This window comes from Nonlabens sp. SY33080 (genome assembly GCF_011784885.1).
GTDB lineage: Bacteria > Bacteroidota > Bacteroidia > Flavobacteriales > Flavobacteriaceae > Nonlabens > Nonlabens tegetincola.
In genome coordinates, this window is sequence record NZ_CP050461.1 from 1,306,523 (window position 1) to 1,332,243 (window position 25,721).

The 25,721-nt window shown below is 35.1% G+C and carries 22 protein-coding genes; 12 read left to right on the forward strand and 10 right to left on the reverse strand.

What is annotated here, in order from left to right; all coding sequences use genetic code 11:
- Window positions 1-141 precede the first annotated feature (141 nt).
- The 7 genes from HCN53_RS06050 to HCN53_RS06080 all read left to right on the forward strand — a co-directional run bounded on the left by HCN53_RS06050 (window position 142) and on the right by HCN53_RS06080 (window position 9,560).
- Window positions 142-5,040 carry a S8 family serine peptidase gene (locus HCN53_RS06050; RefSeq protein ID WP_167342363.1) on the forward strand — a complete coding sequence of 1,633 codons (4,899 nt, stop codon included), beginning with the start codon at window positions 142-144 and terminating at the stop codon, window positions 5,038-5,040.
- 140 nt (window positions 5,041-5,180) lie between these two features.
- Entirely contained in the window at window positions 5,181-5,846 is a 666-nt protein-coding gene (locus tag HCN53_RS06055; RefSeq protein ID WP_167342364.1) for a flavin reductase family protein, read from the forward strand.
- Window positions 5,827-5,964 (forward strand): DUF2256 domain-containing protein, encoded by a 138-nt coding sequence (locus HCN53_RS06060; RefSeq protein WP_082586950.1) that lies wholly within the window; start codon window positions 5,827-5,829, stop codon window positions 5,962-5,964. Before HCN53_RS06055 ends, HCN53_RS06060 begins: the two co-directional genes overlap by 20 nt.
- A 22-nt stretch (window positions 5,965-5,986) precedes the next feature.
- Complete coding sequence (locus tag HCN53_RS06065; RefSeq protein ID WP_167342365.1) at window positions 5,987-7,312, forward strand: DASH family cryptochrome; 1,326 nt, start codon at window positions 5,987-5,989, stop codon at window positions 7,310-7,312.
- A 247-nt stretch (window positions 7,313-7,559) separates the two neighbouring features.
- Window positions 7,560-9,104 carry a cryptochrome/photolyase family protein gene (locus tag HCN53_RS06070; protein ID WP_167342366.1) on the forward strand — a complete coding sequence of 515 codons (1,545 nt, stop codon included), beginning with the start codon at window positions 7,560-7,562 and terminating at the stop codon, window positions 9,102-9,104.
- Between the two features lie 112 nt (window positions 9,105-9,216).
- Window positions 9,217-9,384, forward strand: coding sequence for a lmo0937 family membrane protein (locus HCN53_RS06075; RefSeq protein WP_105019456.1), 168 nt, complete (start codon window positions 9,217-9,219; stop codon window positions 9,382-9,384).
- Between the two features lie 35 nt (window positions 9,385-9,419).
- The gene (locus HCN53_RS06080) at window positions 9,420-9,560 is read left to right on the forward strand and encodes a hypothetical protein (protein ID WP_167342367.1); all 141 of its coding nucleotides are present in this window, start codon (window positions 9,420-9,422) and stop codon (window positions 9,558-9,560) included.
- Between the two features lie 70 nt (window positions 9,561-9,630).
- On the opposite strand, the gene HCN53_RS06085 is transcribed toward HCN53_RS06080, so the two are convergent.
- The 6 genes from HCN53_RS06085 to HCN53_RS06110 form a co-directional block, all read right to left on the reverse strand.
- Window positions 9,631-10,197 (reverse strand): type 1 periplasmic binding fold superfamily protein, encoded by a 567-nt coding sequence (locus HCN53_RS06085; RefSeq protein WP_240919405.1) that lies wholly within the window; start codon window positions 10,195-10,197, stop codon window positions 9,631-9,633.
- 10 nt (window positions 10,198-10,207) lie between these two features.
- On the reverse strand, window positions 10,208-12,676 hold the full coding sequence (locus HCN53_RS06090; protein ID WP_240919406.1) for a TonB-dependent receptor: 2,469 nt from the start codon (window positions 12,674-12,676) through the stop codon (window positions 10,208-10,210).
- 36 nt (window positions 12,677-12,712) lie between these two features.
- Window positions 12,713-13,003 (reverse strand): hypothetical protein, encoded by a 291-nt coding sequence (locus HCN53_RS06095; protein WP_105019457.1) that lies wholly within the window; start codon window positions 13,001-13,003, stop codon window positions 12,713-12,715.
- Window positions 13,004-13,083: 80 nt separating this feature from the next.
- Entirely contained in the window at window positions 13,084-14,082 is a 999-nt protein-coding gene (locus tag HCN53_RS06100; protein ID WP_060524232.1) for a hypothetical protein, read from the reverse strand.
- Between the two features lie 155 nt (window positions 14,083-14,237).
- Window positions 14,238-16,220, reverse strand: coding sequence for a putative porin (locus HCN53_RS06105; protein ID WP_167342368.1), 1,983 nt, complete (start codon window positions 16,218-16,220; stop codon window positions 14,238-14,240).
- Between the two features lie 78 nt (window positions 16,221-16,298).
- The gene (locus tag HCN53_RS06110; protein WP_167342369.1) at window positions 16,299-16,568 is read right to left on the reverse strand and encodes a hypothetical protein; all 270 of its coding nucleotides are present in this window, start codon (window positions 16,566-16,568) and stop codon (window positions 16,299-16,301) included.
- Window positions 16,569-16,642: 74 nt separating this feature from the next.
- Here HCN53_RS06110 and HCN53_RS06115 point away from each other — a divergent pair, with 74 nt between their 5' ends.
- Together HCN53_RS06115 and HCN53_RS06120 are read left to right on the forward strand one after the other, a co-directional pair.
- On the forward strand, window positions 16,643-17,242 hold the full coding sequence (locus HCN53_RS06115) for a ribonuclease HII (RefSeq protein WP_167342370.1): 600 nt from the start codon (window positions 16,643-16,645) through the stop codon (window positions 17,240-17,242).
- A 61-nt stretch (window positions 17,243-17,303) separates the two neighbouring features.
- Window positions 17,304-19,730: a hypothetical protein gene (locus HCN53_RS06120; RefSeq protein WP_167342371.1), complete on the forward strand. Its 2,427-nt coding sequence runs from the start codon at window positions 17,304-17,306 to the stop codon at window positions 19,728-19,730.
- Window positions 19,731-19,735: 5 nt separating this feature from the next.
- Here the strand turns inward: HCN53_RS06120 and HCN53_RS06125 are convergent, their stop codons facing one another.
- The 3 genes from HCN53_RS06125 to HCN53_RS06135 all read right to left on the reverse strand — a co-directional run bounded on the left by HCN53_RS06125 (window position 19,736) and on the right by HCN53_RS06135 (window position 21,843).
- Window positions 19,736-20,821, reverse strand: a complete 1,086-nt coding sequence (locus HCN53_RS06125) for a DNA topoisomerase IB (RefSeq protein ID WP_167342372.1) — start codon at window positions 20,819-20,821, stop codon at window positions 19,736-19,738.
- Between the two features lie 104 nt (window positions 20,822-20,925).
- The gene (gene lipB, locus HCN53_RS06130; protein WP_105019463.1) at window positions 20,926-21,627 is read right to left on the reverse strand and encodes a lipoyl(octanoyl) transferase LipB; all 702 of its coding nucleotides are present in this window, start codon (window positions 21,625-21,627) and stop codon (window positions 20,926-20,928) included.
- A gap of 57 nt (window positions 21,628-21,684) precedes the next feature.
- Window positions 21,685-21,843 (reverse strand): YqaE/Pmp3 family membrane protein, encoded by a 159-nt coding sequence (locus tag HCN53_RS06135; protein WP_082586949.1) that lies wholly within the window; start codon window positions 21,841-21,843, stop codon window positions 21,685-21,687.
- A 335-nt stretch (window positions 21,844-22,178) separates the two neighbouring features.
- Between HCN53_RS06135 and lysS the strand changes: the two genes are divergently transcribed.
- The 3 genes from lysS (at window position 22,179) to HCN53_RS06150 (ending at window position 24,846) form a co-directional block, all read left to right on the forward strand.
- Complete coding sequence (lysS, locus tag HCN53_RS06140) at window positions 22,179-23,870, forward strand: lysine--tRNA ligase (RefSeq protein ID WP_167342373.1); 1,692 nt, start codon at window positions 22,179-22,181, stop codon at window positions 23,868-23,870.
- 112 nt (window positions 23,871-23,982) lie between these two features.
- Complete coding sequence (locus HCN53_RS06145; protein WP_167342374.1) at window positions 23,983-24,393, forward strand: hypothetical protein; 411 nt, start codon at window positions 23,983-23,985, stop codon at window positions 24,391-24,393.
- Window positions 24,394-24,468: 75 nt separating this feature from the next.
- On the forward strand, window positions 24,469-24,846 hold the full coding sequence (locus HCN53_RS06150) for a hypothetical protein (RefSeq protein ID WP_042277696.1): 378 nt from the start codon (window positions 24,469-24,471) through the stop codon (window positions 24,844-24,846).
- A 31-nt stretch (window positions 24,847-24,877) separates the two neighbouring features.
- Here HCN53_RS06150 and HCN53_RS06155 read toward each other — a convergent pair whose 3' ends face one another.
- The gene (locus HCN53_RS06155) at window positions 24,878-25,714 is read right to left on the reverse strand and encodes a sterol desaturase family protein (RefSeq protein ID WP_167342375.1); all 837 of its coding nucleotides are present in this window, start codon (window positions 25,712-25,714) and stop codon (window positions 24,878-24,880) included.
- Between the last annotated feature and the right edge of the window lie 7 nt (window positions 25,715-25,721).

The window sequence follows — 25,721 nt, forward strand, 5'->3', positions numbered from 1 at the left end:
TTCATCCAATTTAACAACCATTCAATAAATTGAATATCAACTTATTAAAACGAAAGGAAAATATTTTAACGCATTTCATCCTAAATTTAATTGCGTTTATCGTGTTTCTTGGATATTATTGAATGTCAACTAATAATCCCTATGAAACAAACAATTACTCTATCTATACTGCTCATATTTAGTTTGATGAGCTTTCTTAGTTTTTCCCAAACTCTTAAACAAAAAGAGGTTATTGTTAGGAATTCGAATCAGCAAGCACTAGAACAACTCAAAAAACAAGCTGATGCTGAAAACGAAAAGCAAAGCGAAGCCGTACAAAATTTCATTAACCAAAATAACCTGAAAGTAAAAAACCAAACTGACGATGGTAGGTTATTCGAGATACAAAGAATCATTAATGGAGTTCCTGTTTATTACACCACTTACAACACCGATGCAGCACGTAGTACAAGAACCAATTTTCTACATGCCAATGGTGGTCTTAACCTCGATCTGGATGGTCAAAATTTAGTAGCACACGTTTGGGATGGTGGAGTTGCAAGGACAACACACATAGAATACGATGGACCTGGTGGATCAAATCGTTTCTCTGTAGGAGACGCTACAACCTCATTAAACTTTCATGCAGCACATGTTACAGGTACCATAATCGCCTATGGAGCTCAAGCAGATGCAAAAGGAATGGCACCTAGTGCTAGCGCAGTAGGCTACGACTGGAACAATGACTATGTTGAAGCACTAACAGCATCACAACAAGGAATGCTTATTTCAAACCATTCCTATGGATATGCAGCTAGAGATCAAAATGGAAATGCACAGTTACCAGATTATCTTTTTGGAGGATATATAGATGTTTCTAGAGATTGGGACGATTTACTTTACAATACACCATACTACTTGATGGTGACAGCAGCCGGTAATGACGGTAATGATAACACAGCAAATAATGCTCCTCTTGATAACAATGGTCAGTATGATAAATTAACAGGATTCAAAACTTCAAAAAATAATTTGGTTGTAGCCAATGCTCGAGACGCAATTGTGAATCCCGATGGTAGTTTATCTAGTGTTTCCATAAACACTAGCTCTAGTGAAGGACCTACAGATGATTTACGCATCAAACCAGACATTACAGGAAATGGTACAGGTGTTTACTCTACTTTTGAATCAAGCGACAATGACTACGATAGTATAAGTGGTACATCCATGGCATCACCTAATGTTGCTGGTTCTCTTTTATTACTTCAAGAACACTATAACGATGTAAATAATACATTCATGCGTGCCGCTACTTTAAAAGGATTGGCATTACACACCGCAGATGACGCAGGCACTACGGGACCAGATGCAGTATTCGGTTGGGGATTATTAAATGCTAAAAAAGCTGCAGAAGTTATTACCGCAAACGGCGACACATCTATAATTTCAGAGCTTTCATTAAGTTCAGGTCAAACGTATCAAATAGTTGTAAATTCTAACAACTTTGACACGCTACAAGCATCAATATCTTGGACTGATTTACCTGGTACTGCAACAACTAATGTTAACGATAATAGTCCTAAACTGATTAACGATCTTGACATTAGAATTACTCAAAACAACGATACATTCACTCCATGGAGATTAACAGGAGTAACCACAAATGGTAAAGGCGATAATAACAGAGATCCATATGAGCGTGTTGATGTTGATAATCCTTCTGGCAGTTACACCATTACAGTAACGCACAAAGGCTCTCTTGCCACAGGTAGTCAGAATTTCTCATTAATTGTCACTGGACTGGCCAGTAACGCGCCTTGCGTAGCAACTACTCCTACTAATGTAACCGCTGTAAACGCTACTCATTCAAGTGCTTTTATAAATTGGGATGCTATTCCTGGTGCTGGCTACGAGGTAAGCTTTCGCGAAAGCGGAACATCAACATGGAATACCGCAAGTACAAATAGAGCAGAATATTTACTTACCGGATTGACATCATCTACCACTTACGAATTAAGAGTAAGAAGTGTATGTAGTAGTTCGCAAAGCTCTTACAGTTCTGTCATCACTTTTTCTACAACTGTTGTTACGTACTGTGAATCCTATGGTACAGATCAATCAGATGAGTTTATAAGTCGCGTTCAGTTTAGTTCCATCGATAATTCTACAACTGCTGAAACTGGTGGTTACGGCGATTATACTAATTTAATAGCTAATGTTGATCCTGGTTCTAGTTATCCAATTACTATTACTCCTACTTGGAACGGACCTGCCTACACAGAAGGATATGCTGTCTTCATAGATTTCAACCAAGATGGAGATTTTGATGACCAAGATGAAACTGTGTATACGGAAAGAAACACCACAGGCACTCCTGCTTCAGGGACCATCACAATTCCTTCAAACGCATTATCTGGTAGTACAAGATTGCGCGTTATCATGCAATATGATACCATTTCTACTTCTTGTGAAACCTTTACGTATGGTGAAGTGGAAGATTATACTATTGCAGTTTCAACGCCAGGATGTAGTAATATTTCTAATCTTCAAACAGATGCTATTACATCTGATTCAGTTACCATAAGCTGGTTAGAGAATAACAGTCCTGCAGGTAACCAATGGGAAGTAGTAATCGTAAATTCTGGAGCCGCTGTACCTGCAGTAGGTACTGCCAATGTATTTTCTATCCCACATACTCTTTCTAATCTTACTCAAAACACTTCTTATGATATCTATGTAAGAGCAAATTGTGCAAGTAGTTTTCAAGTTTTAAACGTAACTACTAGTGCCGATTGGTGTGGAGCAAGTCTTGCTGACTCAGGAGGAACTGGTGCAGAATACGGTGATGATGAAAATCAAGTATATACAATCTGTCCAAACACACCAGGAGAAAAGGTAGTTATCAACTTTTCTGAATTTAACATTGAAAATAATGGATCTGGATGTTATGATGGTTTGACAATTTATGACGGAGATTCCACTTCGGGAACTATAATCGCACCGCCTAATGGAGGAAACGCGTGGTGTTGGGATCGTAATGACTCTCCTGCAAACGGTTCTGGGGACTTATTACACACTTCAATTGCCGCAACAACAACCAGCGGTTGTATAACCTTGGTATTCACTTCTGATGGATCGGTAACAAGAGATGGGTTTACCTTATCAACCTCTTGCGAATCCGTAGTTTATCTTTGGGATGGAACATCCTGGACAAATGATCCATCGTCCTCAATAAGCAGCAGTAATAACCTTTATATCAATGATGGTAATACTGCTATACTAAATGACGTAGCCGAATTTAATAATCTTTATATGGATGATGAGTCCACACTCATGGTCAATAATAACACAGTAAGTATTAAAGGACATGCAGATGTAAATGGTGAAATTAATGGTGAGCATTCTATAGAACTCAATGCAAATGTCCAGCAATTTATAACTGGTAACGGATTTATTGACCATTTAAAAGCCAATAATACTAGTGGTGTAGAGGTGTTAGGAACTTTAGAAATACTTAAATCATTAGAAGTTCTTAACGGAAACTTGACTACCAATAATAATCTAGTATTTAAGAGCAATGCACAACATACCGCGGTACTTAATACACTAGGCACAGGAGCTTCAATAACAGGTGAAGTTATGGTAGAACAGTTTATTCCAGCTGGTAATAGAGCTTTCCGATTTATAGGTCCTACTGTAAGTGGTTCAACCGTTTTTGACGGGTGGCAAGAAAGCGGTTCGGCTCTATCAGGGTTTGGTACTCATATAACCGGAACAGCCGGAACAATAGGAACGGTTAATTCAACTACTGGATTAGATGAAACGTCAAGTGGTAACCCTAGTTTATTCAAATGGATAAGTAATTCTCAAACTTGGGATGCTGTTTCAAATACTAAAACAGAACAATTTGTTCCAGGAACCTTTTATCGCATAATGATTAGAGGAGATAGAAATACAGATTTGTCCAACAATACTGCTGCAGTAACAGCAACTACCTTAAGAGCTAGAGGAAATTTACACACAGGTTCTTTTACTAGTAGCCCTACATTAAACACGGGAGAGTTTTTCTCAATGGCAAATCCTTACCAAGCAAAACTTGATTTAAGTACTGTGACTAAATCTGGTGTAGGTAATGACATGTATTACTGGGATCCAACAATTGGACCTAGAGGAACTTACTCTACTATTGACATGACTTCAGGAGTAGGAACTGTAGGTAATACTACCCAAGTACTAGAGCCAGGACAAGCGGTATTTATGACTGCTACTACAACAAATCCAAATGTAACGATCGAAGAAACTAACAAAATAACGGGTTCCTCAAACGCAGGTGTCTTTAGATCTAATTTAAATTCTGAATTTGTGTTTGTAAAGCTTTATCAAACTTCAAGATTACAAGCCAATCAATCAGAAAGTGATGGTTTATATATTGAATTTAACGATCAATATGATGATAATATAAATCTAGACGATGCCGTAAAAGTAAATGGATTAAATGCCAACATAAGCATTGACAAAGGTTCTCAAAAATTAAGTATTGAAAGACGTGTTCTTCCAACATTGGATGAAGTTGTTCCTTTACACATATCAAACTATTTAGTTACTGATTATACTTTTGAAATATCAGTTGAGGACTTAAATGGAAATCAAGTTTACTTAAGAGATACTTATACTTCTCAACTTCATCCATTAAACATGAACAATCGTACATTAATTAATTTTCAAATTTCACCATCAGATAATGCTAGTGTAGACAGCAATAGATTTGAGTTAGTTTTTCAAAATTCAACATTGACACAGGGCGACATTACGAATAGCAACGCACTATCAATATATCCTAATCCATTAAGTTCAGGAATATTAAATGTAGAATTAAACTCTGTAGAGTTTGAAAATGCACAACTTAGTATTTATGACGTATCAGGAAAATTAGTTAAATCTGAGAAAATTGACTCTAACAAAACTCGTGTACAAGGTTTAGATTCAATAGCAAAAGGTGTTTACTTGATTAAAGTACAGACCTCTAGTCACAATTATTCTACCCAGTTCATAAAAAATTAGAATATCATTTTTTCATATTAAAACCGAACTAGTTGAAGCAGTTCGGTTTTTTTATATACCACATTTGCATTTAAACTTTAAGTTTTTATAAAGTACCCTAAGTAATATTTGTTTTACTTTTGATTGTAATAGTTAAACAAATGAAACACATTTCATCAGAAGATATATCTGAAATGGATCGGTTTTATCGAGGAAACTTGATAACAGGTCTTACCGGATTCAAGCCGGCTCATTTGATTGGCACTCGATCAAAAGAAGGAATTGATAACCTAGCAATATTTAGCAACGTCACCCATTTAGGAAGCAATCCTGCTCTATTTTGCTTCATACTTAGGCCTTTGGGATATGGAGCTGGTCACACTTATGAAAACTTAAAAGCAACGGGTTACCTAACATTAAATCACGTTAATCCCTCACTTATAAAGAAAGCTCATAGCACAAGCGCTAAATTCCCTGTTGACATTTCAGAGTTTCAAGAATTAGATATAGAAAAAATAGAACGAACTGGATTTAAGGCTCCTTTCGTTGCAAATTCGAACATACAAGTTGCTGCTAGTTATGTAAATGATATTCTTATTGATGAAAATCAATGTCGTCTAGTTATATGTAAAATTACTGACGTTTTTTTAAAGGAAGATTACATCCTTGAAGATGGGTTTTTGAATCTTGAAGAAGCAGAAAGTACTATAATTAATGGTCTTGACGCCTATGGCAAAGCTTCTCTCACTCATCGGTATACTTACGCTCAAATTGAAACTGATGTAAAACCCATCACCTATAATAAAAATGAAACAAAAAGCTCGTAATCCACATGGTTTGCCTACTAAAGTTTGTCCTTCTTGTGAACGAGAATTTACATGGCGTAAGAAGTGGGAAAAGAACTGGGACAACGTAGTGTATTGTAGTAAGAAATGTAGAAAGTAGAAATAAGTAAAACAAAACAAGAATGAATTTAATCTGGTATAGAAACGATTTACGTATTCAGGATAATGTAAGTCTGAAAGCAGCTTGTGAAAATAAGGGTGATGTAATAGCTGTATACTTTTTTGATCCACGGTATTATCAGGAGAGTGATTTTGGAATGAACTTGCCCTTTAAAGTACCTTTCGGAAAAACAGGAAAATACCGAGCACAATTTATTCGTGAAGCGTTAAACGACCTGCGTAAAGGATTAGAAGAGCATGGAATTCCCTTATTACTATTTCACGACAAACCAGAAAATATAATTCCGCAATTAGTAGAAGAGTATGAAATAACTGATATCTATCTACAAAAAGAATGGACGCGTGACGAAGTAGAGCAAGAAGAAGCTCTAGGTAAAGCACTTTCGACCTTGGACTGTAAACCAAAAGGTCATCGCGTTTATGATCAATTTTTATTTCACCCAGAAGACGTACCTTTTGACAACTGGCAACAAATTCCTAAGGTATTTACAGAATTCCGCAAGAAGTGTGAGAAACAAAGCGAAGTGCGTAATACAGTAGATATTGAAGGTTACAAACAAGAAATGCCCAAAGTAACCTTCACTCCTATTCCGTCCCTTGCTGATTTGGGACTTGAGGAGTTTAAAAAACACCCTAACAGTGCTTTTCCTTTTGAAGGTGGTGAGATTGCAGCATGGGATCGTTTAGACCACTATTTCTGGGATACTGAAAAATTGAAATACTATAAGAAAACAAGAAACGGATTATTAGGAACTGATTATAGTAGTAAATTCAGTCCATGGCTAGCCTTAGGATGCATAAGTGCCAGACAGATATATTGGGAAGTAAAACGGTTTGAAAAAGAAGTAAAGAAAAACCAAGATACTTACTGGTTAGTTTTTGAATTGATTTGGCGTGATTTCTTTAAGTATGTTTCATTAAAACATGAACATAATATTTTCAATCTAGGTGGAGTATTACACAGAGATTATGAATGGAAAGCTAGCGAGCGAGAATTAGAAAAATGGATCAATGGTGAAACGCATGAAGACTTCGTAAACGCAAACATGAAAGAACTAGCAGCTACAGGTTTTATGAGCAATCGTGGTAGACAAAATGTAGCCAGCTACTGGAGTATGCATCGTGAACAGGACTGGCGACTAGGTGCTGCTTACTTTGAGCACATTTTAATAGACTATGACGTGCATTCAAACTATGGAAACTGGATGTATAATAGTGGTGTAGGTAATGATCCCAGAAATAGAACTTTTAATATTAAACTACAAGCCGATCGTTATGACAATGAACATAAGTATCGCAAAAAATGGTTACAGGAAAAGTTATTTTAATTGGAAACGTTGAATTCGTTAACAACAACGCTTCTTCTTAGCATATTTTGGAAGAAACCAAGCAGTTAAAAATCCTTGACCTATGGTATAAACAATTAACAAGGTTGTTAAACCGACTTTAGTAAAAAAGCTGAGATAAGCCAGTAATAATAACCAAATAGCCGTTACAAACAAAACAAAATAGTTAGACCTTTTCATACTTAAATCTTTGATAAATAGGTATTCAAATCTTTAAAAACGTTACATCATGCCCAAAAAAACATTACGTCTTATTCTAGGAGATCAACTTAACTACAAGCATTCATGGTATAACGGCGATCAAGATCACATTATTTATCATATGGCAGAAATGCGCCAAGAAACAGATTATGTAAAGCATCACATTCAAAAAGTTGTAGGATTTTTTCAGGCGATGCGCGAGTTCTCATCGTGGTTAGAGGATCGTGGAATGCAGGTAGAATATTTCCGCTTTCGCGAAAGCGAGAACAAGCACAACCTTGTAGACAACCTCAACCATATTATTGATAAACACGGCATTGAAAAATTTGAGTACCTAGCTCCTGACGAATACCGATTGGACCAACAATTGCGAGACTTTTGCAAGTCCTTAGATATAGAATGGGAAGGATATGATACTGAGCATTTTTTCACCAAAAGAAAGGATGTAGAAAAGTTTTTTGAAGGAAAAAAACGCATGACTATGGAATATTTCTATCGTGACATGCGCAAGAAACACGATATCATGATTGTAGGTGACAAGGAACCAGAAGGCGGAAAATGGAACTACGATAAAAGCAATCGAAACAAATGGGATGGTGATACTGAAATTCCGAAAGAAAAAGGATTTCGTAAGGATGTAAGTGATATTGTAGAAATGCTAAAAGAAGAAGATATTTCAACTTTTGGACGTATTGATAGTAGTAATTTCAACTGGCCTACTTCACGAGCTGATGCACTTAAAGTACTCAATTATTTTTGTGATGAGTTACTCGTTCATTTTGGCGATTATCAGGATGCCATGCATACCAATCAGGAGTATTTATACCACAGTAGATTAAGCTTTGCCCTAAATTCTAAGATGCTTCATCCTAAAGAGGTTATAGAAAAAGTAGTTGATAAATGGAGAGAAGACAAACGCAAGATTGACATCTCACAAGTTGAAGGATTTGTGAGACAAATTTTGGGCTGGCGTGAGTTCATGCGTGGAATATATTGGAAGGAAATGCCAAGTTACGCTAGATCAAACAAACTTGACAACCAGAACGATCTACCAGACTTTTACTGGACTGGTGAAACTGATATGAATTGTCTTAAACACAGCATAAATAACTCACTAGACAATGCCTATGCTCATCACATACAACGATTGATGATAACTGGTAATTATGCACTGCTTACACAAACTCATCCCAACCAAGTTTGCGATTGGTATTTAGGAGTTTACATTGATGCTATTGAATGGGTTGAAATAACTAATACTAGAGGAATGTCTCAATGGGCTGATGGTGGGATTGTAGCGACTAAACCTTATGTTTCTAGCGGTAGTTATATCAATAAAATGAGTAACTATTGTAAAGGCTGTAAATACAAAGTAAGTAAGAAAAATGCTGAAGAGGATGCTTGCCCTTTTAATTCGCTATACTGGAATTTTCTAGATGACAAACAAGAGTTTTTCAAAAACAACCAGCGCATGAACATGATGCTGGGAACTCTAAATAAAATGGATAAAGAAAAATTAGAACGACATAAACAACGAGCTCAGGATGTGATGAAAAACCCATCTCAATATTAAATTTGACTTTCTATTGATTTAACATAAATTAATCGTAATTATTAATTTATTTAGAAATCAACATCAAAATCATAAGTACTTTTAGATTAATCAAAAACAAAAACTATATATTATGAGAAGTATTTTATGGTTAGTAGCCGTCATTTGTGTTATCGTTTGGGCATTGGGTATGTTTGGAATTGTACCAGGCATGTCAACTGGCGGATTACTACACGTTCTATTAGTAATTGCAGTAATTGTAATTTTAATTAATATTATAAGCGGTAGAAAACCTTTATAATAGAATCATCAACACTAACTTTTAAAATCATTATTATGTTAAAGAAATTTTTAATTCTAGTAGCTGTTGCAACTTTTACGTTAAGTATTTCAAGTTGTAGAGAAAAATCAACAGGAGAAAAAGTAGAAGATGCAGTAGAAGATGTTGCAGACGATATTGAAGATACTGTAGATTAATTAAATATCACATATTAAAAAAACCCTTGCTAAAACAGCAAGGGTTTTTTCATTCAATAAATCTAATAAACTACTGTACTGTAAGTGGGAATGTTACTTCAATATCACTTTCGCCACCAGCTCCAGTTAGAGTACCGTCATTAGGCTTAGTAGGTTCATGACGTAATACGATAGTAAAGTTACCTGAACCAGCAGCTCCAGTAGTAACTGTAGTATCCAATCCTAATGGATTACCACCACCATCTACATCATTTTTAGCAATCGCTACACCAGCAACATCAGTCACGTAGAATACTTCATGCTCATCTGCTTCGTCTCTTACTTCAACAGTAATATCCTCAACATCTGCCGGATCACTGGCATCTAAAAATCTTACCATACCTGAGTAGGTTGCATTTGCCGTAAGGGCACCATTTTGACGAACTACTGGAGCGATAGGACCTTCTTCCCCATCTTCATCAAACGCTTCAAGCACAACAATATCTGTCGCATCATTGTCATTTGTTAGAGTTAATTCAACCGTAGTTATTAATTCCTCTGGATTGATGATATCTGGGTTATCATCGTCGTTGTCACAACTTACAAATAGTACAGCTGTCATCATTAAAGCGGTTGTAGTTCTAAGAACTTTTTTCATAATTAAAAATTTAAAAATTATACAAAATTTGTGCGATGAAATTCCTACCTATTTCATCTGCGTAAAAACGTTGTCGATTGAGATAATCTCTGTACTTGGTAGAAAGTACATTGTTCACTTGAAGTCTAAAACTCAAGTTAGGTTTATTATTTTGTGACTTAATGGAGTAAGCTAGACCTAGGTTCCATAAGTTGTAAGCATCTGGAGATTCTGATATTTCTACAGTTTCAGTAACTGCATTCCCATTATCTGCTGCATAAGTGATTTCATAATCGTTGTCAGGAAATCTATTTTGTTTCCATACTTGCTGATTTGCAATTTCTACCTGCAAGCCTTCCGTAAAAACATCCTCAATTTCGATTTTAGTTAATAACTGAGCTGGTGGAATATCGATTAAGGGTTTATCGTTTTTCACATCCTCTCCATATACGTAAGAGAACTGTGCACCTAACGATATCCAGTTCTTAGTAACGTTGATTGTTCTATTATATGGAGATCGTTTTATCGTTTCTTTCCTTTTTATATGGTAACTAGCACTTATATCAACACCAGCAAGAACAGCATCTAACTGTTCATATTCATAGACTGCAAACGCACCTCGATTCGTAAGCTGTACTCCATTAGGAACTAATTGTATAAAGTCATTAATACGATTGTAATAAGGTGCAAGTTCTACATCCCAGTTATTATAGTTAGCATGAAAACTAGCACTGATCTTATTTGACACTTCTTTATTTAATTCTAAACGACCTATTTCGATAGTTGCTAGAGCGTGATGCAATCCTTCACTAAAAAGCTCTCCTGGATTTGGAGCACGCTGTGAGTGAGACACATTAAAGGTTATATCAAAGTGATCTCTAAATGAGTATTGAACACCACTTGAAAATGCGAATAAATCAAAATCCAATTCTGGTTCAGTATAAACTTGGATAGATTCTCTAAATCGTTCAAACTGTGCGAATCGCACATCATATCCCAAAGATTCCCAACGAGAGGTGATATAAAACTTTTTAGCGTCTATTGAATAATGATCGTATCTAGCACCAGCCTCAATCATTAGTCTATCTGTAAATTGATATTGAGTTCCTACAAAACCACCTACCTTAATGGAATTATAATCGGGAATAAGACGACGCACACCAGTTGTTGCATCTGGTGAATTGGTTTGTAAAACGGCATCCAATCCTAGTTCATGATTCCATTTATCGCTAGCGTCAATATTTAGATATCCTTGAAAATTGTGTGTTTTTAAATCAATATCTAGTGCAGCACGTTCAGAAAGCGCACCTCGACGTACATCAAATTCTTTTCTGTTATTAAGTTGATACTGGTAGTTGAATTCAAACTTTCCTAGATTTCTAAAGCGTTTAAAAGCGTTAAGAGCAACTTGGTGATGTATGACCTCTTGTTTTGGCTCATCAATATCATAAGTAAACTCATTAATGATAGCAGGTTCACCAGAATTTATACTACGCACTAAGTCGGCGGTATTACCAATGTGAGATGCTCTTAAAATACCTAATTCAGTATCGTAAAAATTATATTCAGCACTTAAACCGTATTCAAATTGCTTATACCCAACTGCAAGTCTAGTAGCAGCTGTTTGAGAACCCGTATTAGAAAGAATATAATCTGGGGCTTCAAAATCTCCCAGTCGCTTGAAAGTAATATTTGCCTGTTGATACCAGCCAGACTTTTTATATCGCTGTATACCAGCAGTTATAGCTCCGCCACGACCATTCGATTGACCGGTTAAGATTGCGTTACCCATAAGAGTATCCTTACTTATTACACGAGCTGGGTCTATTATTATAGTTCCTCCTACCGCGTCGCCACCATAACGTAAGGCACTACTACCTTTAATAACTCTTATAGAAGATGCTGTGTTGGGATCAATATTTGGAGCATGTTCTGTTCCCCATTCTTGATCTTGTAACCTCACACCATTATTTACAATGGTAATTCTACTACCATACAATCCGTGCACGATAGGCTTTACGACACCTTGACCTGTTTTCAGTGATGACACTCCAGGCACAGTTTCTAGCGCATCTCCTAGGGTTGCACCGCTATACTTTTGAATTAATTCCTTATCAATACGAGTTGCATTTTGAGTAGTTGCATGATCATCATGAACATCGGCAACAACCTGTACCTCATCAAGTTCATTGATATGATGTTCGAGAGTAATATTTAAGATTCTATCTTGATTTACAAGGACCTCAATTGATTTTTTATCACAATCAATATGAGTAATAATAAGATGGTAAACCCCTGTACACAAGTCATTTACTTGATACTCACCAGCTGAGTTTGATGTATAAGTACGCTCTTGCTCCTCTACATATACTTGGGCTAGTTCTAGTGGTTTATTATTATGAAAATCGGTAATCTTACCTTTAAGGGTGTTCTTGCAATCTTGTGCTTTACACATTGCAACAGTAGCCATAAAAATGACTACTAATAAATATTTAAACATAGTAAGGGATTGTAATAACTAATTCAAAAAGCGGAATTAGGCTAGTACTGGCGGCGGTCGCGTAAAGAGAATGTTTGATGTTGAGTTCGCTTTCGCGGAAGCGTAATAAACAACAACACCATCAACAGGGATGTGATTTTGAATAGATGGAGTCCACGTCCCTAATTGTGGAAAATCATATTGAAGTTCCTGAAACTCGTGAGATATAACACATACCTCGCAATCTGTTTCATGATCATCATCATGTGACCAGCTATGCAAGTTCATCAATTGCATGCTAGTAAACAGGGCGATTAGTAATATGGATATGTATTGGTTATATCTCATGATCGCCAAATATAGAGCAAAAAAAAATTGTTGCGCTCGAACAAGCGCAACAATTAATATTTCTTTATAGAATTTGAGAATTAGTCGTTCCCGTAGAAATCTAATGAGCTACAACCAGCAAGCATGTTGTTAATAGCTGGATTAGCATTTCCAGATTGTGCTACGTCAAATGCAAGTACTCGTCCACCACCATTAGCAATCTCTGCAATAAAAATGGTATTTGATTCGGTATCGTAATCAACATCAATTGGATTACCTAAAAACGTATTTGAACCTGCAACTCTTGTTTGAGATGATAGTGCCAAAGTCCCACCATTTGCAACTCCTGCTATTTGAGAAAGCGCATTATCAATAACGTGATATGCACCATCTGTATCACTAGAAGCCAGACCTACATCGGTCATGATTAATAAGTCATCTTGTGCATCATAGGCAATACCGTGTGTTCTTACGATTCCTTCAATCGTAATTTGTTTGGTTGCAGCTAGTGAACCATCAGTTGTATTTGATAGGAAATTGGTAAAAATTGCTAGATCTGAGGTATTATCAACTACCGCATATAAATCTGATCCTACAAACTCAACGCCCCATAAATCAAAAGCTATATCAAACGTATTACGCAATTGCAAACCGCTTGATGTTCTAGTATAAACGAATAATTGATTAGTACCATTATCTGCTACTACTACATTGTCACCATTAATAGCTAGTGCTCTAGGACTGTTAAATGCAGCCGTCGCGGTAATACCTGTTGCTGCTGCAACAGCTCCTGATTCAATAGTAGCCTCTACATCTGTAAAAACACTTAAGTTAAGAGCACTACGTGATGCAACAAATAACTCGTCTGTATCACCATCGTACTCAATACCTTCGTTAGAGGTACTTAATGTCGTAAGAGTTGTAGTTTCAACCTGATCATCATCAGAAAAGTCATAGACTGTGATGTCACCACTTGCTGTACTGGTTACATAGAGTTCTGCTCGGTCAAAACGTCCTTCTACAACATCATCATCGTCAGAACAGTTAAATAAGGTTAGTGTACTTAACAGCAAACCGCTGTATAAAAAATACTTTTTCATTGTAATTGTTTTTGAATTCATACATATTTACGAAGAATCTTACACCTCGGTTTTAATGAATTCATAAGAGAGTTTGTAAATGTTAAAGAAAAACAGCTGATTTTACTCAAAATCAACCACTTGAAACATAATTATTTAACGTTTTTAATACAATTTTATAAAAAGAAATTCCACACTATACCGAATCTAAAAGTGAAATCACGATAAGGATGTAATGGAGCACTGAAGTAATCCTGCTTACCAAAGAGTGCATTGATATGTTCTGCCTTAAAGAATATTCTTGTTTGTCTAATCTTACCATTTAAGAAAACATCAATCATAGGAAAATCACCAAACTCTTGATTGTTTTGCGTATAGAATTCCCCTAATACAGGATCGTATCCATCCATATTGTAGGAAGTAAAATATTTTAATGTAAAACCGGTTTGCAGTTGTAAAGCTCTTTTAAAAAACCTATTCTCATAGTAAAAGGTATTTCGAGTAACTACTTCTGGTAAGTTTAATACTTCTTGATTTTGGTCAACAGACTGAAGCATGACGGTATGATCCATACCAAAATGGGTCAAGAACTTAAATCCTTTGTGCAACTTCAATTTTAAATACGTAATTTCAGAATCAAATTGTTGAGGAGCTGCATTATAACCTACTGTATTCAAATCAGAGTCCAATAACTGATTTTCGGTGAAGTAAACATAATCCTGAATTCTAGTAATGCTTAACTGTGCATCTAGAAGTTTATCTGATTTTAAATCAATAGAAAATTGTTGCTTCTCGATATTGTCAAAAGCATTTTGCCAATTATAATTTTCATAATCACTTTGGAATAAAAGCGCATTAAAATTAGGAGATTGCGAGCTCAAATCTAAAGAAGCACTAAGTTTAAACAACTTAAAATCATAACTAGCCGATGCATTTAAAAATTGACCCGTTAAATCACCAAATAGTATTACACCACCATCACCTTGAATATCAAATCCTTTATAATTCTTACTAAACGTTCCTGATAATTGGTACGTTTCACCCTTGAGTCTATTGGTAATTGAAGAAGTCCCAAAATCAAGAACACGATTATAACCATAATTATATGCCTGCCTGGTGAATCCTGCTTTAAAATGACCTAACAAATGATGATCATAGAGTAAACCTACTTCTATATCTCCTTGTTCAAAATCTGTTTTATCATTAATTGCATTCCCAAAGGCATTTCCTAGAAATTCTTCATCTGGTGAAGACTGCTCAAACCTGTACAATTTATCTTCATAAAACATTTCATTGTACAATCTTGCGCTGTAGAAACTGGTTGAATCCTTTTTACCTAGAAACTCATATTCATGATTGATATAAAATCGACGACCGTTCAATGTACCTTCCGCATTTTCTAGATTAGGGTCTAATCGTCCTCTATCATCAAAATCCTCATCGTTATCAATAAATCCTTGAACGGCACTAGCCACAATACCACCATTCTCTTGATTAGATAAATCTTGAAAGGTTGTATGTGCTATAGCTTTATACTTCTTATTTTTTGAAACATAATTTGCCGTGAATTTAAATATCCCTGTGCTAGTAAGTGTGCGAGCATAGTCTCCTGCGCTGCGCACTCCTTTATAACCGATAGAGAAATTAAATTGAGGAGAAATATTACTTGTAAAGGTAGCGTCTAATTGCTGTCCTTGATTCACTGCTGTTTTAAAGTATAAATCGGTTAAAGGAGTAGGCACTCTATAATACTGCATGTCCTGTACTTCTAAATATCCTGTATGCCTAGCTCGCGCACCCATTGATGGAGTGAGTGTATTTAATGAATAGGACTTTCCTAATTCATTATAAGGTTGACCTATATTGTGAAAAGGTTGTAATTCAAAATTATCCTTGCGCAAATAATTGAATTTATAATCTTTGTAAATGTGTAAAGTGGTATCTACGTGAGTCGTATCACGTTGTGCAGATATGATTAGGTAATCTGTAATCGGTGGCTTATCTCCCTTAACTTGAACGCCAGGTTGATCTGTATTTTGATCTCCGTTCAAAGATGTAAATCTATCAGAAGTTCGAACTTCTCCAGCTGATATCAACTCCTTTTCTTGTGCTATAGAAAGTACAGGAAAAGCCATCAATAGAAATAAAAGAAATCTCATTTTTTTAATCACGGCTCAAAAGTAAGATAACGATAGCAATTAGAAGTTATTGAGTTCCTATTAATCCATAGGTATAGATTAATTAAAAATACCAACAGCAAGCTCTATCCAAAGTAAGAAAAAAGCAATGAGAGCTAGTACAATTAGGCCGTACCTCCATTTTGAAGAAGTGTGAGAAAACCAAATATAATGCAACAGAACGCTTGTTGTAAACAGCATCACACCCATAACTAAGAAATCCAGCAAACCCCAATTCACCTCTTTACTAAACACCATACCGATAATTGGTAGGGTAAGAACTAATCCTGTTATAGATAAACTACGTTTTAAAATTCGAATAGTTTTCATGTATTCCTTCTTTGCACATTCAAATTAAGTAATGTGTTTTTATAAAGGTAATTGATATTAATTACATTCGCAGTATGCTTTTATTACAAGTAAAACCCAATCTTATTGAGGCAGGAACTGATGAAGCTGGACGTGGCTGTCTTGCCGGACCCGTCACTGCTGCTGCTGTTATTTTACCACCAGACTTTAAATGTCCTGAATTGAATGATAGTAAAAAGCTTTCGCGAAAGCGTAGGTATGAACTTAGACCTATTATAGAAAAAGAAGCAATATCATTTCATGTATCGCATGTAATGATGGAGAAAATCGATGAGATTAATATATTGAATGCAAGTATTCTTGCAATGCATCAATCAATAAAGGGTCTTGAAAGTAAACCTGAACATATAGCCGTTGATGGCAATCGTTTTAAACCATGCAACGAAATACCTTACACAACAGTGATTAAAGGTGATGGAAAATACCTCAACATCGCAGCTGCTTCCATACTCGCCAAAACATATAGAGATGATTTTATGGAAACAATATCTAGGGAATTCCCTAATTATGATTGGCATAAAAATCAAGGTTATCCCACAGTTGCACATCGCCACGCTATTAAACAATATGGTAGTACAAAATACCATAGAAAAAGCTTTAAACTTTTACCAGATCAATTAAGTCTGGATTTATAATAGTTTTGTTTGAACTGTGTGTTATTTCATATAACTTTTACCTTTGTATAAAACTAGGTCTATGAAAAACTTTTTGAGAATCTTTGTTTTGGTTCTGCTTATTACTAGCTGTGAAAAAGACTCCCAAATAGATTTAAATCTCCTCCATCGTATACCACATGATTCTAAGATCATTATTGACGCAAATAACATGGAGGATGTATTTAGTTTTATAGAAAATAACGCTCTATATAACCAAATAAAAAATCTAGATAGACTACAAGAAATTAAAAATGCAGGTAGCTTTTTAGAATTATATAAAGAAAGTGATAACAATCTAATCACAGTAAGCATTGAAGGTAAAAATGAAGTGGTGATTTCTTTAATTTCTTCGGACCTACCAAATTATAGGGATACTACATCAACCTTTAATTACAATGAAACAAAATACTATCAATCAAAAACAGATAGTACTAATTTTTATTTTCTTAATCATAAAGGATTGCATCTCGCTAGTAGTTCAAAACTTATAATTGAAAGTCAAATAAGACGAGAACTTGATGATTATGTGTTTAATGACGAGTTCAAATCTTTATATGAAAAAACTAGTGGTAATTCGGTATCCTTATATGTAAAAGCCAGTGATAGAAATTGGCTTAAAGAATTTATCTATGGTCTCAATATAAATGATAAGGGAAACTATGCTCATTGGTATCAAGTAGAACCAGAAAACAACGATCTTGCGATACAATTCTCTGGTATTCTCACGTATTCAGACAGTACATCAATGCGCCATGCACTTTATGATGGCCTGACTGCTAGAACTAACCACATATCTGAAATATTACCTCTTAATTTCACCAATGTAGAAACTACTACTTATAAGAATCATCAAGAAATCATATCCAATTTGTCCAGGCAAAAATCAATTAATCACGAGGTTACTGCTACTGTAAAAAATATTTTAGACAACTGTTATGAGTTAAGTAAAATAAGCTGGGATAAGGAGCACGTTGTAGCTTTTGGACTAGAACCTTACGAAACTTTCTTTCTCAATCTGGATAGTTTATCCACAGCCAAGTTTGAGTATCGTAACACAACCATTTATGAATTAAGAGAACCTATCAATACGAGTAGCTTATCTCCTATTTTACCTCAAAAAAACTATTCATATATTACTGTTTTAGGATCTCACTTTATATTGTCTGAAAAAGCAACTACACCCGAGCAAATCATTGCTGCAATTACCAACAAAAGTACTTTGGCCGATCAAATTTGGTGGCAAGACCTAAACAGTTCGATAAATAGCTCAAGTAGCTACACTTCAATTAGTAGTATAGAATTTTATAAGCAAAACTCTACGCTAAGTAAAAACGACAGCAAGATTTTAAAGCAACTGTCAAGTAAAACTTATCCATTTATTATATCTCAATACGTACATGAAAACGAATACGCTCATTATAATTTCCATATACCAGTTGTAAACGATGAGTTAAACAGTGGTAGCGTTCAACAGAGTATGACTTATAAATCAGGCTCGAGTATTATTGCAGGACCATTCCTATTCCCCAATCATTTAACTAAAGGATATGATGTTGCCTTTCAAGACGCCGAATTAAAACTTCACTTAGTATCAGACAAGGGTAAACGACACTGGTCTAAACAGTTGAAAGGAAAAATATTAGGCGAGATACAAGTTGTTGACGGCTATAAAAATGGTCGCAAACAGTTAGTTTTCACAACTGAAAAAGCAATTTACTATCTAGATCGCAATGGCAAGGACGTAAATAAATATCCATTAGAATTTAAAAACGGTATAGATCAACCGGTAAGTGTTTTTGATTATGACAACAGCCGTAATTACCGATTTGTTGTAACTCAGGGTTCAAGATTATTCATGTATGATATAAATGGTAATGCTGTTAAAGGCTTTAATTATCAACCTGATGGAGAAATTCTAACATCACCACAACATATTAGGGTAAACAACAAAGATTTTATCGCGTTTGCTAAAGCAGAAAATAAAATAGCCCTTATCAGTCGTACTGGAAAAACCAGAACTAAGGTTACAGTTCCTATTGCGTTGAAAGGTAAACTCAAACAGCTTAAAAATAAATTGGTTGGACTAGATCAAGACGGTAAATTCTTCTCAATTAATCCTCTTAATGGAGAAGTAGCATTTGAAAATTTCAATAAGTATGGTAACTCTTTTGATAGCTCAAAGTCCCAAAGAGTGAGTTACAACGATAATAATCTGTTTATCAATAAGAATAAAGTTGAAATACCTTATGGTAGCTATGAGCACATTTCGGTTTATGAGAACAAGAACAAAAGCTTCATATCACTAGTTGATAACGCAGAAAATAAGGTTTACATATTCTCCCAAAAAGGTGATTTACTTAATGGATTTCCTGTTTACGGTAATACTACGGCGTCTGTAAAAACTGCTGGTAAATGGCATTACCTAGTCACTTTAGATGGTGATGATGTCCTACTATATAAGTGGTAACGCTCTTAAATTGATGGCTTAAATTCAATTTCAAAATCATCTATAAGCTGTTGAATTCTAGTTTCAATAGCCGTAAAATAGGTACGATCTTTTAATTCTTTAATTTCTTTCCTCTCATCTACAAAACCAGATTGTTTATAAACATCAGCGATATGAGGATGAACATAATATTCTCTACATACACTACGCGTGTTACCTAAAGCTTCGGCAGCAGCATCATAGGCTTGCAGTAGATTAGCTTCTCTATCTTTTTCAGTATTCAAATCAGGTGATTGTAGTAAAAAAGTATAGAATTCTCTAGTCGCGCCCCATGTTCTAAAATCCTTTGCCGAGAAAATATCTCCTGCGATGGTATGCAGATAATCGTTGACGTCATGACTTTCAATAGATTGATGGTTCCCGTCATCATCGTAATACTGAAAAAGTTCCCAACCAGGAATTTCCTCACATTGCTGTATCGCTTTTACCAGCTGTGCGTCATCAATTTCAACATGTTGATCAATTTGATGTTTTCCTTTAAAGTCAAAGATAATTTTTGATCCTGTATCAGTTAAGTGACGCATGCGCATCGTAGACAATCCATATGTCCCATTGCGCTTAGCATATCCTGAACTGCCTATGCGCACATAAGTTTCATCCATTATTTTTATAACTAGCGCAAGACATTTTTCTCTCGTCATTCCTGCCAATTGAAGACTGTTTACTAGTTGCTTTCTAATTTTTGGTAACGCTTTCGCAAAAGCGGACATTTTAAAGAACTTTGTTTGATTACGAACTAAATTCCAGAGGTCATGATAGAGATATACTTTACGGTTTTTTGCATCGCGTCCAACTACTTGCAAGTGCCCATTATCGATAGCACTTATTCGCACTTGTTGCCAAGCTGGCGGTATCACTAACGATTTAATCCTTTTAAGTTGAGCCTTATCGGTTAATCTAGATTCATTATCAATTAGGTAGGAATATCCACGACCGTATTTTTTCCTATGAATATTTAAATGTTGGTCTGTTACATAAACCAAATCTGCCAGCTGTGCAGCATATTCAGGCTCTTCAATACAAGCACGTATATCTTCAATTGATAGGGTCATACCTATAAAAGTAGTCTAGTACATCATTGAGACTACTTAAGGATATTGTAATTCATGTGTAAAGAATGTTAATTCAATTTACATGATCGGCAAGAAGACGAGAATTACTTTTCTACAAGATCTGCTTCAAAAAGCTCAACAAAATAGGTTTTAATTTTTTGCTTGATCTCCTCTTGATCTACAGGTCTTTTTAGCTCTGCTGCTAGAGATGTTACTGCTTTATCTTCTATTCCACAAGGAATAATATGGTCAAAATAACCTAGATCAGTATTTACATTAAAAGCAAAACCATGCATGGTAACCCAACGACTAGCACGTACTCCTAGAGCACAAATTTTACGTGCAAATGGCGTTCCTACATCCAGCCATACGCCAGTTTCACCATTGCTACGTTCACCTTTAAGGCCGTAATCGGCCAAAATTTTAATGAAGATTTCTTCTAGTAAACGTAAATATTCATGAATGTCAGTAAAGAAATTTTCTAGGTCAAGAATTGGGTAACCTGTAATCTGTCCAGGACCATGATAGGTGATGTCTCCGCCACGATTAATTTTATAAAAATCGGCATTGATTTGTTTAAGAACGGCTTCATTGGCAAGAAGGTTATCCAGATCACCACTTTTACCCAGCGTGTAAACGTGATTATGTTCTACAAATAATAGGTGATTAGGTGTAGGATTCTTGGAATCTTCTTTCCTATTTTCAATTTTAATATCAAGAATTTCTTTGAAGAGTTGTTCTTGATAAACCCAGGTCTGTTTATAGTCACCGACCCCTAAATCCTGAAAGAAGACCTTTTTATTCATTTTGCAAAGGTAATATTAACTTTGGTTAAACTTATAATAAATCGCTAAATATTTATATTATCTGTCGGGATTATTTAGTATGATCAACGCAGCAATAACACCAGGAACCCATCCTAACAAGGTTAATATCAATACAATCAAAATAGAACCACAGCCTTTACCAATTACTGCAAGTGGAGGAAAAATAATGGCCAAAATTACTCGCCAAACGCTCATATATTATAATTTAAAGGTGATGTGATTGCAGTAATATGACTGTATAAAATGACAAATGTTACATTTTTTTCTTCAGCTTATTGAATCTAGATGAATTCACAACGATCAGTTTTTAGTAGTGACTTAAACACATTTAAATACACTTAGGTTAACTACTTTATAATCAGTTTTTTTGAGCTGAAAAGAACTCGTTAAAAAGCACATGTTTTTTATTTAGCAACAGACTATTAGACAATCAAAGTACTCTTAATAATGTTCTTTTCATTTTTCACATTCTTATTAAAGTTACTTTTCTGTTTTAATTTACCTTTGCAGGCTTATAAAAACACCTATTTATGCAACTTTCTGAACAAGAAATCGTACGCCGTGAAAAATTGGCAAAACTGCGTGAGATGGGAATAGATCCTTATCCAGCAGCGCTTTATCCCGTAGACCATTCTACTAAACAAATTAAAGCCGATTTTAAAGAAGGTAAAAAGGTAAACATCGCTGGTAGATTAACCTCTAGACGTATACAAGGTAAGGCTAGTTTTGCCGAAATTCAAGACTCAGAAGGTCGTATACAAGTTTACTTTAATCGTGATGAAATTTGTACCGGTGATGACAAAACGCTCTATAATGAAGTCTATAAAAAATTATTAGATATAGGTGACATTATAGGAATAGAAGGCGAGCTTTTTAAAACACAGGTAGGTGAAATGACTGTAAAAGTCACTAATTTCACATTGCTTACAAAAACCTTGCGTCCACTACCCTTTGCAAAGACAGATGCTGATGGAAAAGTTTATGACAAATTTGATGATGCAGAACAACGTTATCGTCAACGATATGTGGACTTAGTAGTAAATCCAGATGTTAAAAATGTATTTGTCAAAAGAACAAAACTTTTTAATGCCATGCGTGAATTTTTCAATTCGCGTGAATATTTTGAAGTAGAGACTCCAATTTTACAACCTATTCCTGGTGGTGCGGCTGCAAAGCCTTTTATCACACATCACAACTCTCTTGATATTCCTCTTTATATGCGTATTGCAAATGAGCTATATCTTAAGAGATTGATTGTAGGAGGATTTGACGGTGTATATGAATTCAGTAAAAACTTCAGGAATGAAGGGATGGATCGCACACACAATCCAGAATTCACAGCCATGGAAATTTATGTGGCTTACAAAGATTATAACTGGATGATGGATTTTACCGAGCAATTATTAGAACATTGCGCGGTTGCAGTAAATGGCACTACTCAAAGTACATTTGGCGATCATACCATTGAATGGAAAGCTCCATACCCTAGAGTCACCATGACTGATGCTATCAAACAGTTCACCGGTTTTGATATTACCGGTAAGAGCGAGGAAGAGTTGTACACTTTCGCGAAAGCGGAAGGAATAGAAGTAGATAACACAATGGGTAAAGGAAAGCTCATCGACGAAATATTTGGTGAAAAATGTGAAGGAAACTTTATTCAACCTACCTTCATTACTGATTATCCTAAAGAAATGTCACCGTTAACCAAGGAACACCGTGATCATCCAGAACTTACGGAACGTTTTGAATTGATGGTATGTGGTAAAGAAATAGCCAATGCTTATAGTGAGCTTAACGATCCTATAGATCAACGCGAGCGATTTGAAGCTCAACTGGCTCTAGCCGATCGTGGTGATGACGAGGCGATGTTTATAGATCAAGACTTTTTAAGAGCTCTAGAATACGGTATGCCACCTACGTCTGGATTAGGAATAGGAATGGATCGACTAATTATGTTTTTAACCAACAACCCATCCATTCAAGAAGTTTTATTTTTCCCACAGATGAGACCGGAGAAAAAATTAAACGTCGACCTCAATGATGATGAAAAAATGGTATATGAACTATTAAAAAAATCAGGCAAAGTAGAGTTGAATGCGCTTAAATCTGACAGTGGATTATCTAATAAGAAATGGGATAAAACAGTAAAAGGATTGACTGGTAAAAAGGTAGCCAAAGTTGAGAAAACAGATGATGGACTTTTTATCGAATTAGTGTAGCCTGAACTGGTACAATGTTAAGATTATAAAACCGCTAGTAAATACTAGCGGTTTTTCTTTGATTAAACTTTTCAACTATAAGCCAGTCATAAGGACAAATAAAATTTTAAATATGAAAAACATCATTCTAATCGCTTCATTTTTTGTGACAGCGATATCCGTAGCACAACGCCCACTTCCAAAAAAAGGAAATGATTTTACACCACAACAACGCGCAGAACTTAAAGTTAAAAAAATGGCTGTAGCACTAGATTTGTCGGACAAGCAAATCAATAGTATTCAACCATTAATCGCAAATCAAGAATTGGAACGTCAAAGCTTGAGAGAAAATCGCGAGGAAATGAAAAATTTGAGTAATGACGAAAAGTTCAATCGTTTAAACACTAGATTAGATAAAAAACTTGAATTTAAAAGAAAAATGAAATCAATTCTAACAGCCGATCAATACGAAAAGTGGCAGAAAATGCATAAAAGAAAGAGAACTGAAGGCAGAAAGAAACATAAACGTAGAAGAAATGAGTAATTAAACTAAGTTTTAATTATTGATAAGGCTAGTTTATATTATTTGTTTATTTTTAAACTCAACAAATACCATCAAATGAAAAAGATCATATTCTTATTAGCCATTGTGTGTTCAGTAAGTGCATATTCACAACAAACTATTACGGCAGAACAACAGGAAGTTTCTGCGCAAACTCATATCAGAGTTAAAGAATTCAATAAGAAAATAGAAACAAAAGTTCAATTGATTGTTGATGCTGTTAAATTGGATGAGAAAAAGGTAAGCGAGCTACGAGAAATAGTTAGAGATCGCGAATCAATGGTTATTCGTATAGAAAGAGAAGCGCAAAGAGGAGAAACGAATGACTTGCAAGGAACTTTAAATGATGTACAAAGTAATTATGAAAAGCGCCTTAAAGAAGTACTAGGTACAGAAAAGTACAACTTATTAAAAAGCAAACAATCTCCGAAATAATAATATAGATTGGTCGATTAAAAGAAGGTTCTCAATTTTGAGAGCCTTCTTTGTTTTTATACTGGATAGTTTTGTTAAAAGGCAAACCTAACTGATACTTAAAATCGTTTGAGCGCTTACTATCGACAATGTCCAATCCGTAGTTGATATTTTGGCTATCACCATAGTAATAGGTTCCAAATATGTGATCCCAAATACTCAGAATATTCCCAAAATTTGTATCTGTTATAGGCATACTATCATGATGATGGAATTTATGCATACCAGGTGTTACTATTAGGTAGCTTAGTGTTTTATCCAGTTTTTTAGGCAAACTAATATTTGCATGACTCCAATAAGTAAAAAATACTGTAATGATCCTATATATAAGATAAAAACCTATAGGCATACCTGTAATCACTACTGCTATCAAAGCTGCAAATTCCCTTAACATAAAATCCAAAGGGTGATGTCTAGTTCCACTAGTAACATCTAAAAAAGTATCACTGTGGTGTACCGTGTGAAGCCTCCATAAAACACTACTTTTATGTAGTAAAAAATGAATGCCATATTGAGCAACAAGATCTAGTACTAATAAACTTATGCCTAGTTCTAACCATATAGGCAAACTCACATAATTTAATACACCTAAACTATTTTGCTCTAGAAAAATAAAAACACCAGCAGTCAGTAAACCAAATGCTACATTAATAATCATAGTAAATGAAAGCAAGGCAAGATTTGTTTGAGCATGCTTCCATTTATCATAAGGTGATTTTAAAAAACTATAGTATCCTTCAAGAATCCAGAAAAGGGTAATCAAACCTATCAGCCACACCAATTTATAGTAGATGGGCATTGTTTCAAAGAATTTTAAAAATGCTTCCATCTCACTA

Coding starts and splice junctions, on each gene's coding strand:
- HCN53_RS06065 (WP_167342365.1), top strand. CDS start 5,987: ATGAATTTAATCTGGTATAGAAACGATTTACGTATTCAGGATAATGTA.
- HCN53_RS06150 (WP_042277696.1), top strand. CDS start 24,469: ATGAAAAAGATCATATTCTTATTAGCCATTGTGTGTTCAGTAAGTGCA.
- HCN53_RS06145 (WP_167342374.1), top strand. CDS start 23,983: ATGAAAAACATCATTCTAATCGCTTCATTTTTTGTGACAGCGATATCC.
- HCN53_RS06105 (WP_167342368.1), bottom strand. CDS start 16,220: ATGAGATTTCTTTTATTTCTATTGATGGCTTTTCCTGTACTTTCTATA.
- HCN53_RS06070 (WP_167342366.1), top strand. CDS start 7,560: ATGCCCAAAAAAACATTACGTCTTATTCTAGGAGATCAACTTAACTAC.
- HCN53_RS06120 (WP_167342371.1), top strand. CDS start 17,304: ATGAAAAACTTTTTGAGAATCTTTGTTTTGGTTCTGCTTATTACTAGC.
- HCN53_RS06060 (WP_082586950.1), top strand. CDS start 5,827: ATGAAACAAAAAGCTCGTAATCCACATGGTTTGCCTACTAAAGTTTGT.
- HCN53_RS06135 (WP_082586949.1), bottom strand. CDS start 21,843: ATGAGCGTTTGGCGAGTAATTTTGGCCATTATTTTTCCTCCACTTGCA.
- HCN53_RS06050 (WP_167342363.1), top strand. CDS start 142: ATGAAACAAACAATTACTCTATCTATACTGCTCATATTTAGTTTGATG.
- HCN53_RS06080 (WP_167342367.1), top strand. CDS start 9,420: ATGTTAAAGAAATTTTTAATTCTAGTAGCTGTTGCAACTTTTACGTTA.
- lysS (WP_167342373.1), top strand. CDS start 22,179: ATGCAACTTTCTGAACAAGAAATCGTACGCCGTGAAAAATTGGCAAAA.
- lipB (WP_105019463.1), bottom strand. CDS start 21,627: ATGAATAAAAAGGTCTTCTTTCAGGATTTAGGGGTCGGTGACTATAAA.
- HCN53_RS06075 (WP_105019456.1), top strand. CDS start 9,217: ATGAGAAGTATTTTATGGTTAGTAGCCGTCATTTGTGTTATCGTTTGG.
- HCN53_RS06125 (WP_167342372.1), bottom strand. CDS start 20,821: ATGACCCTATCAATTGAAGATATACGTGCTTGTATTGAAGAGCCTGAA.
- HCN53_RS06055 (WP_167342364.1), top strand. CDS start 5,181: ATGAAACACATTTCATCAGAAGATATATCTGAAATGGATCGGTTTTAT.
- HCN53_RS06090 (WP_240919406.1), bottom strand. CDS start 12,676: ATGTTTAAATATTTATTAGTAGTCATTTTTATGGCTACTGTTGCAATG.
- HCN53_RS06095 (WP_105019457.1), bottom strand. CDS start 13,003: ATGAGATATAACCAATACATATCCATATTACTAATCGCCCTGTTTACT.
- HCN53_RS06085 (WP_240919405.1), bottom strand. CDS start 10,197: ATGAAAAAAGTTCTTAGAACTACAACCGCTTTAATGATGACAGCTGTA.
- HCN53_RS06115 (WP_167342370.1), top strand. CDS start 16,643: ATGCTTTTATTACAAGTAAAACCCAATCTTATTGAGGCAGGAACTGAT.
- HCN53_RS06100 (WP_060524232.1), bottom strand. CDS start 14,082: ATGAAAAAGTATTTTTTATACAGCGGTTTGCTGTTAAGTACACTAACC.
- HCN53_RS06110 (WP_167342369.1), bottom strand. CDS start 16,568: ATGAAAACTATTCGAATTTTAAAACGTAGTTTATCTATAACAGGATTA.
- HCN53_RS06155 (WP_167342375.1), bottom strand. CDS start 25,714: ATGGAAGCATTTTTAAAATTCTTTGAAACAATGCCCATCTACTATAAA.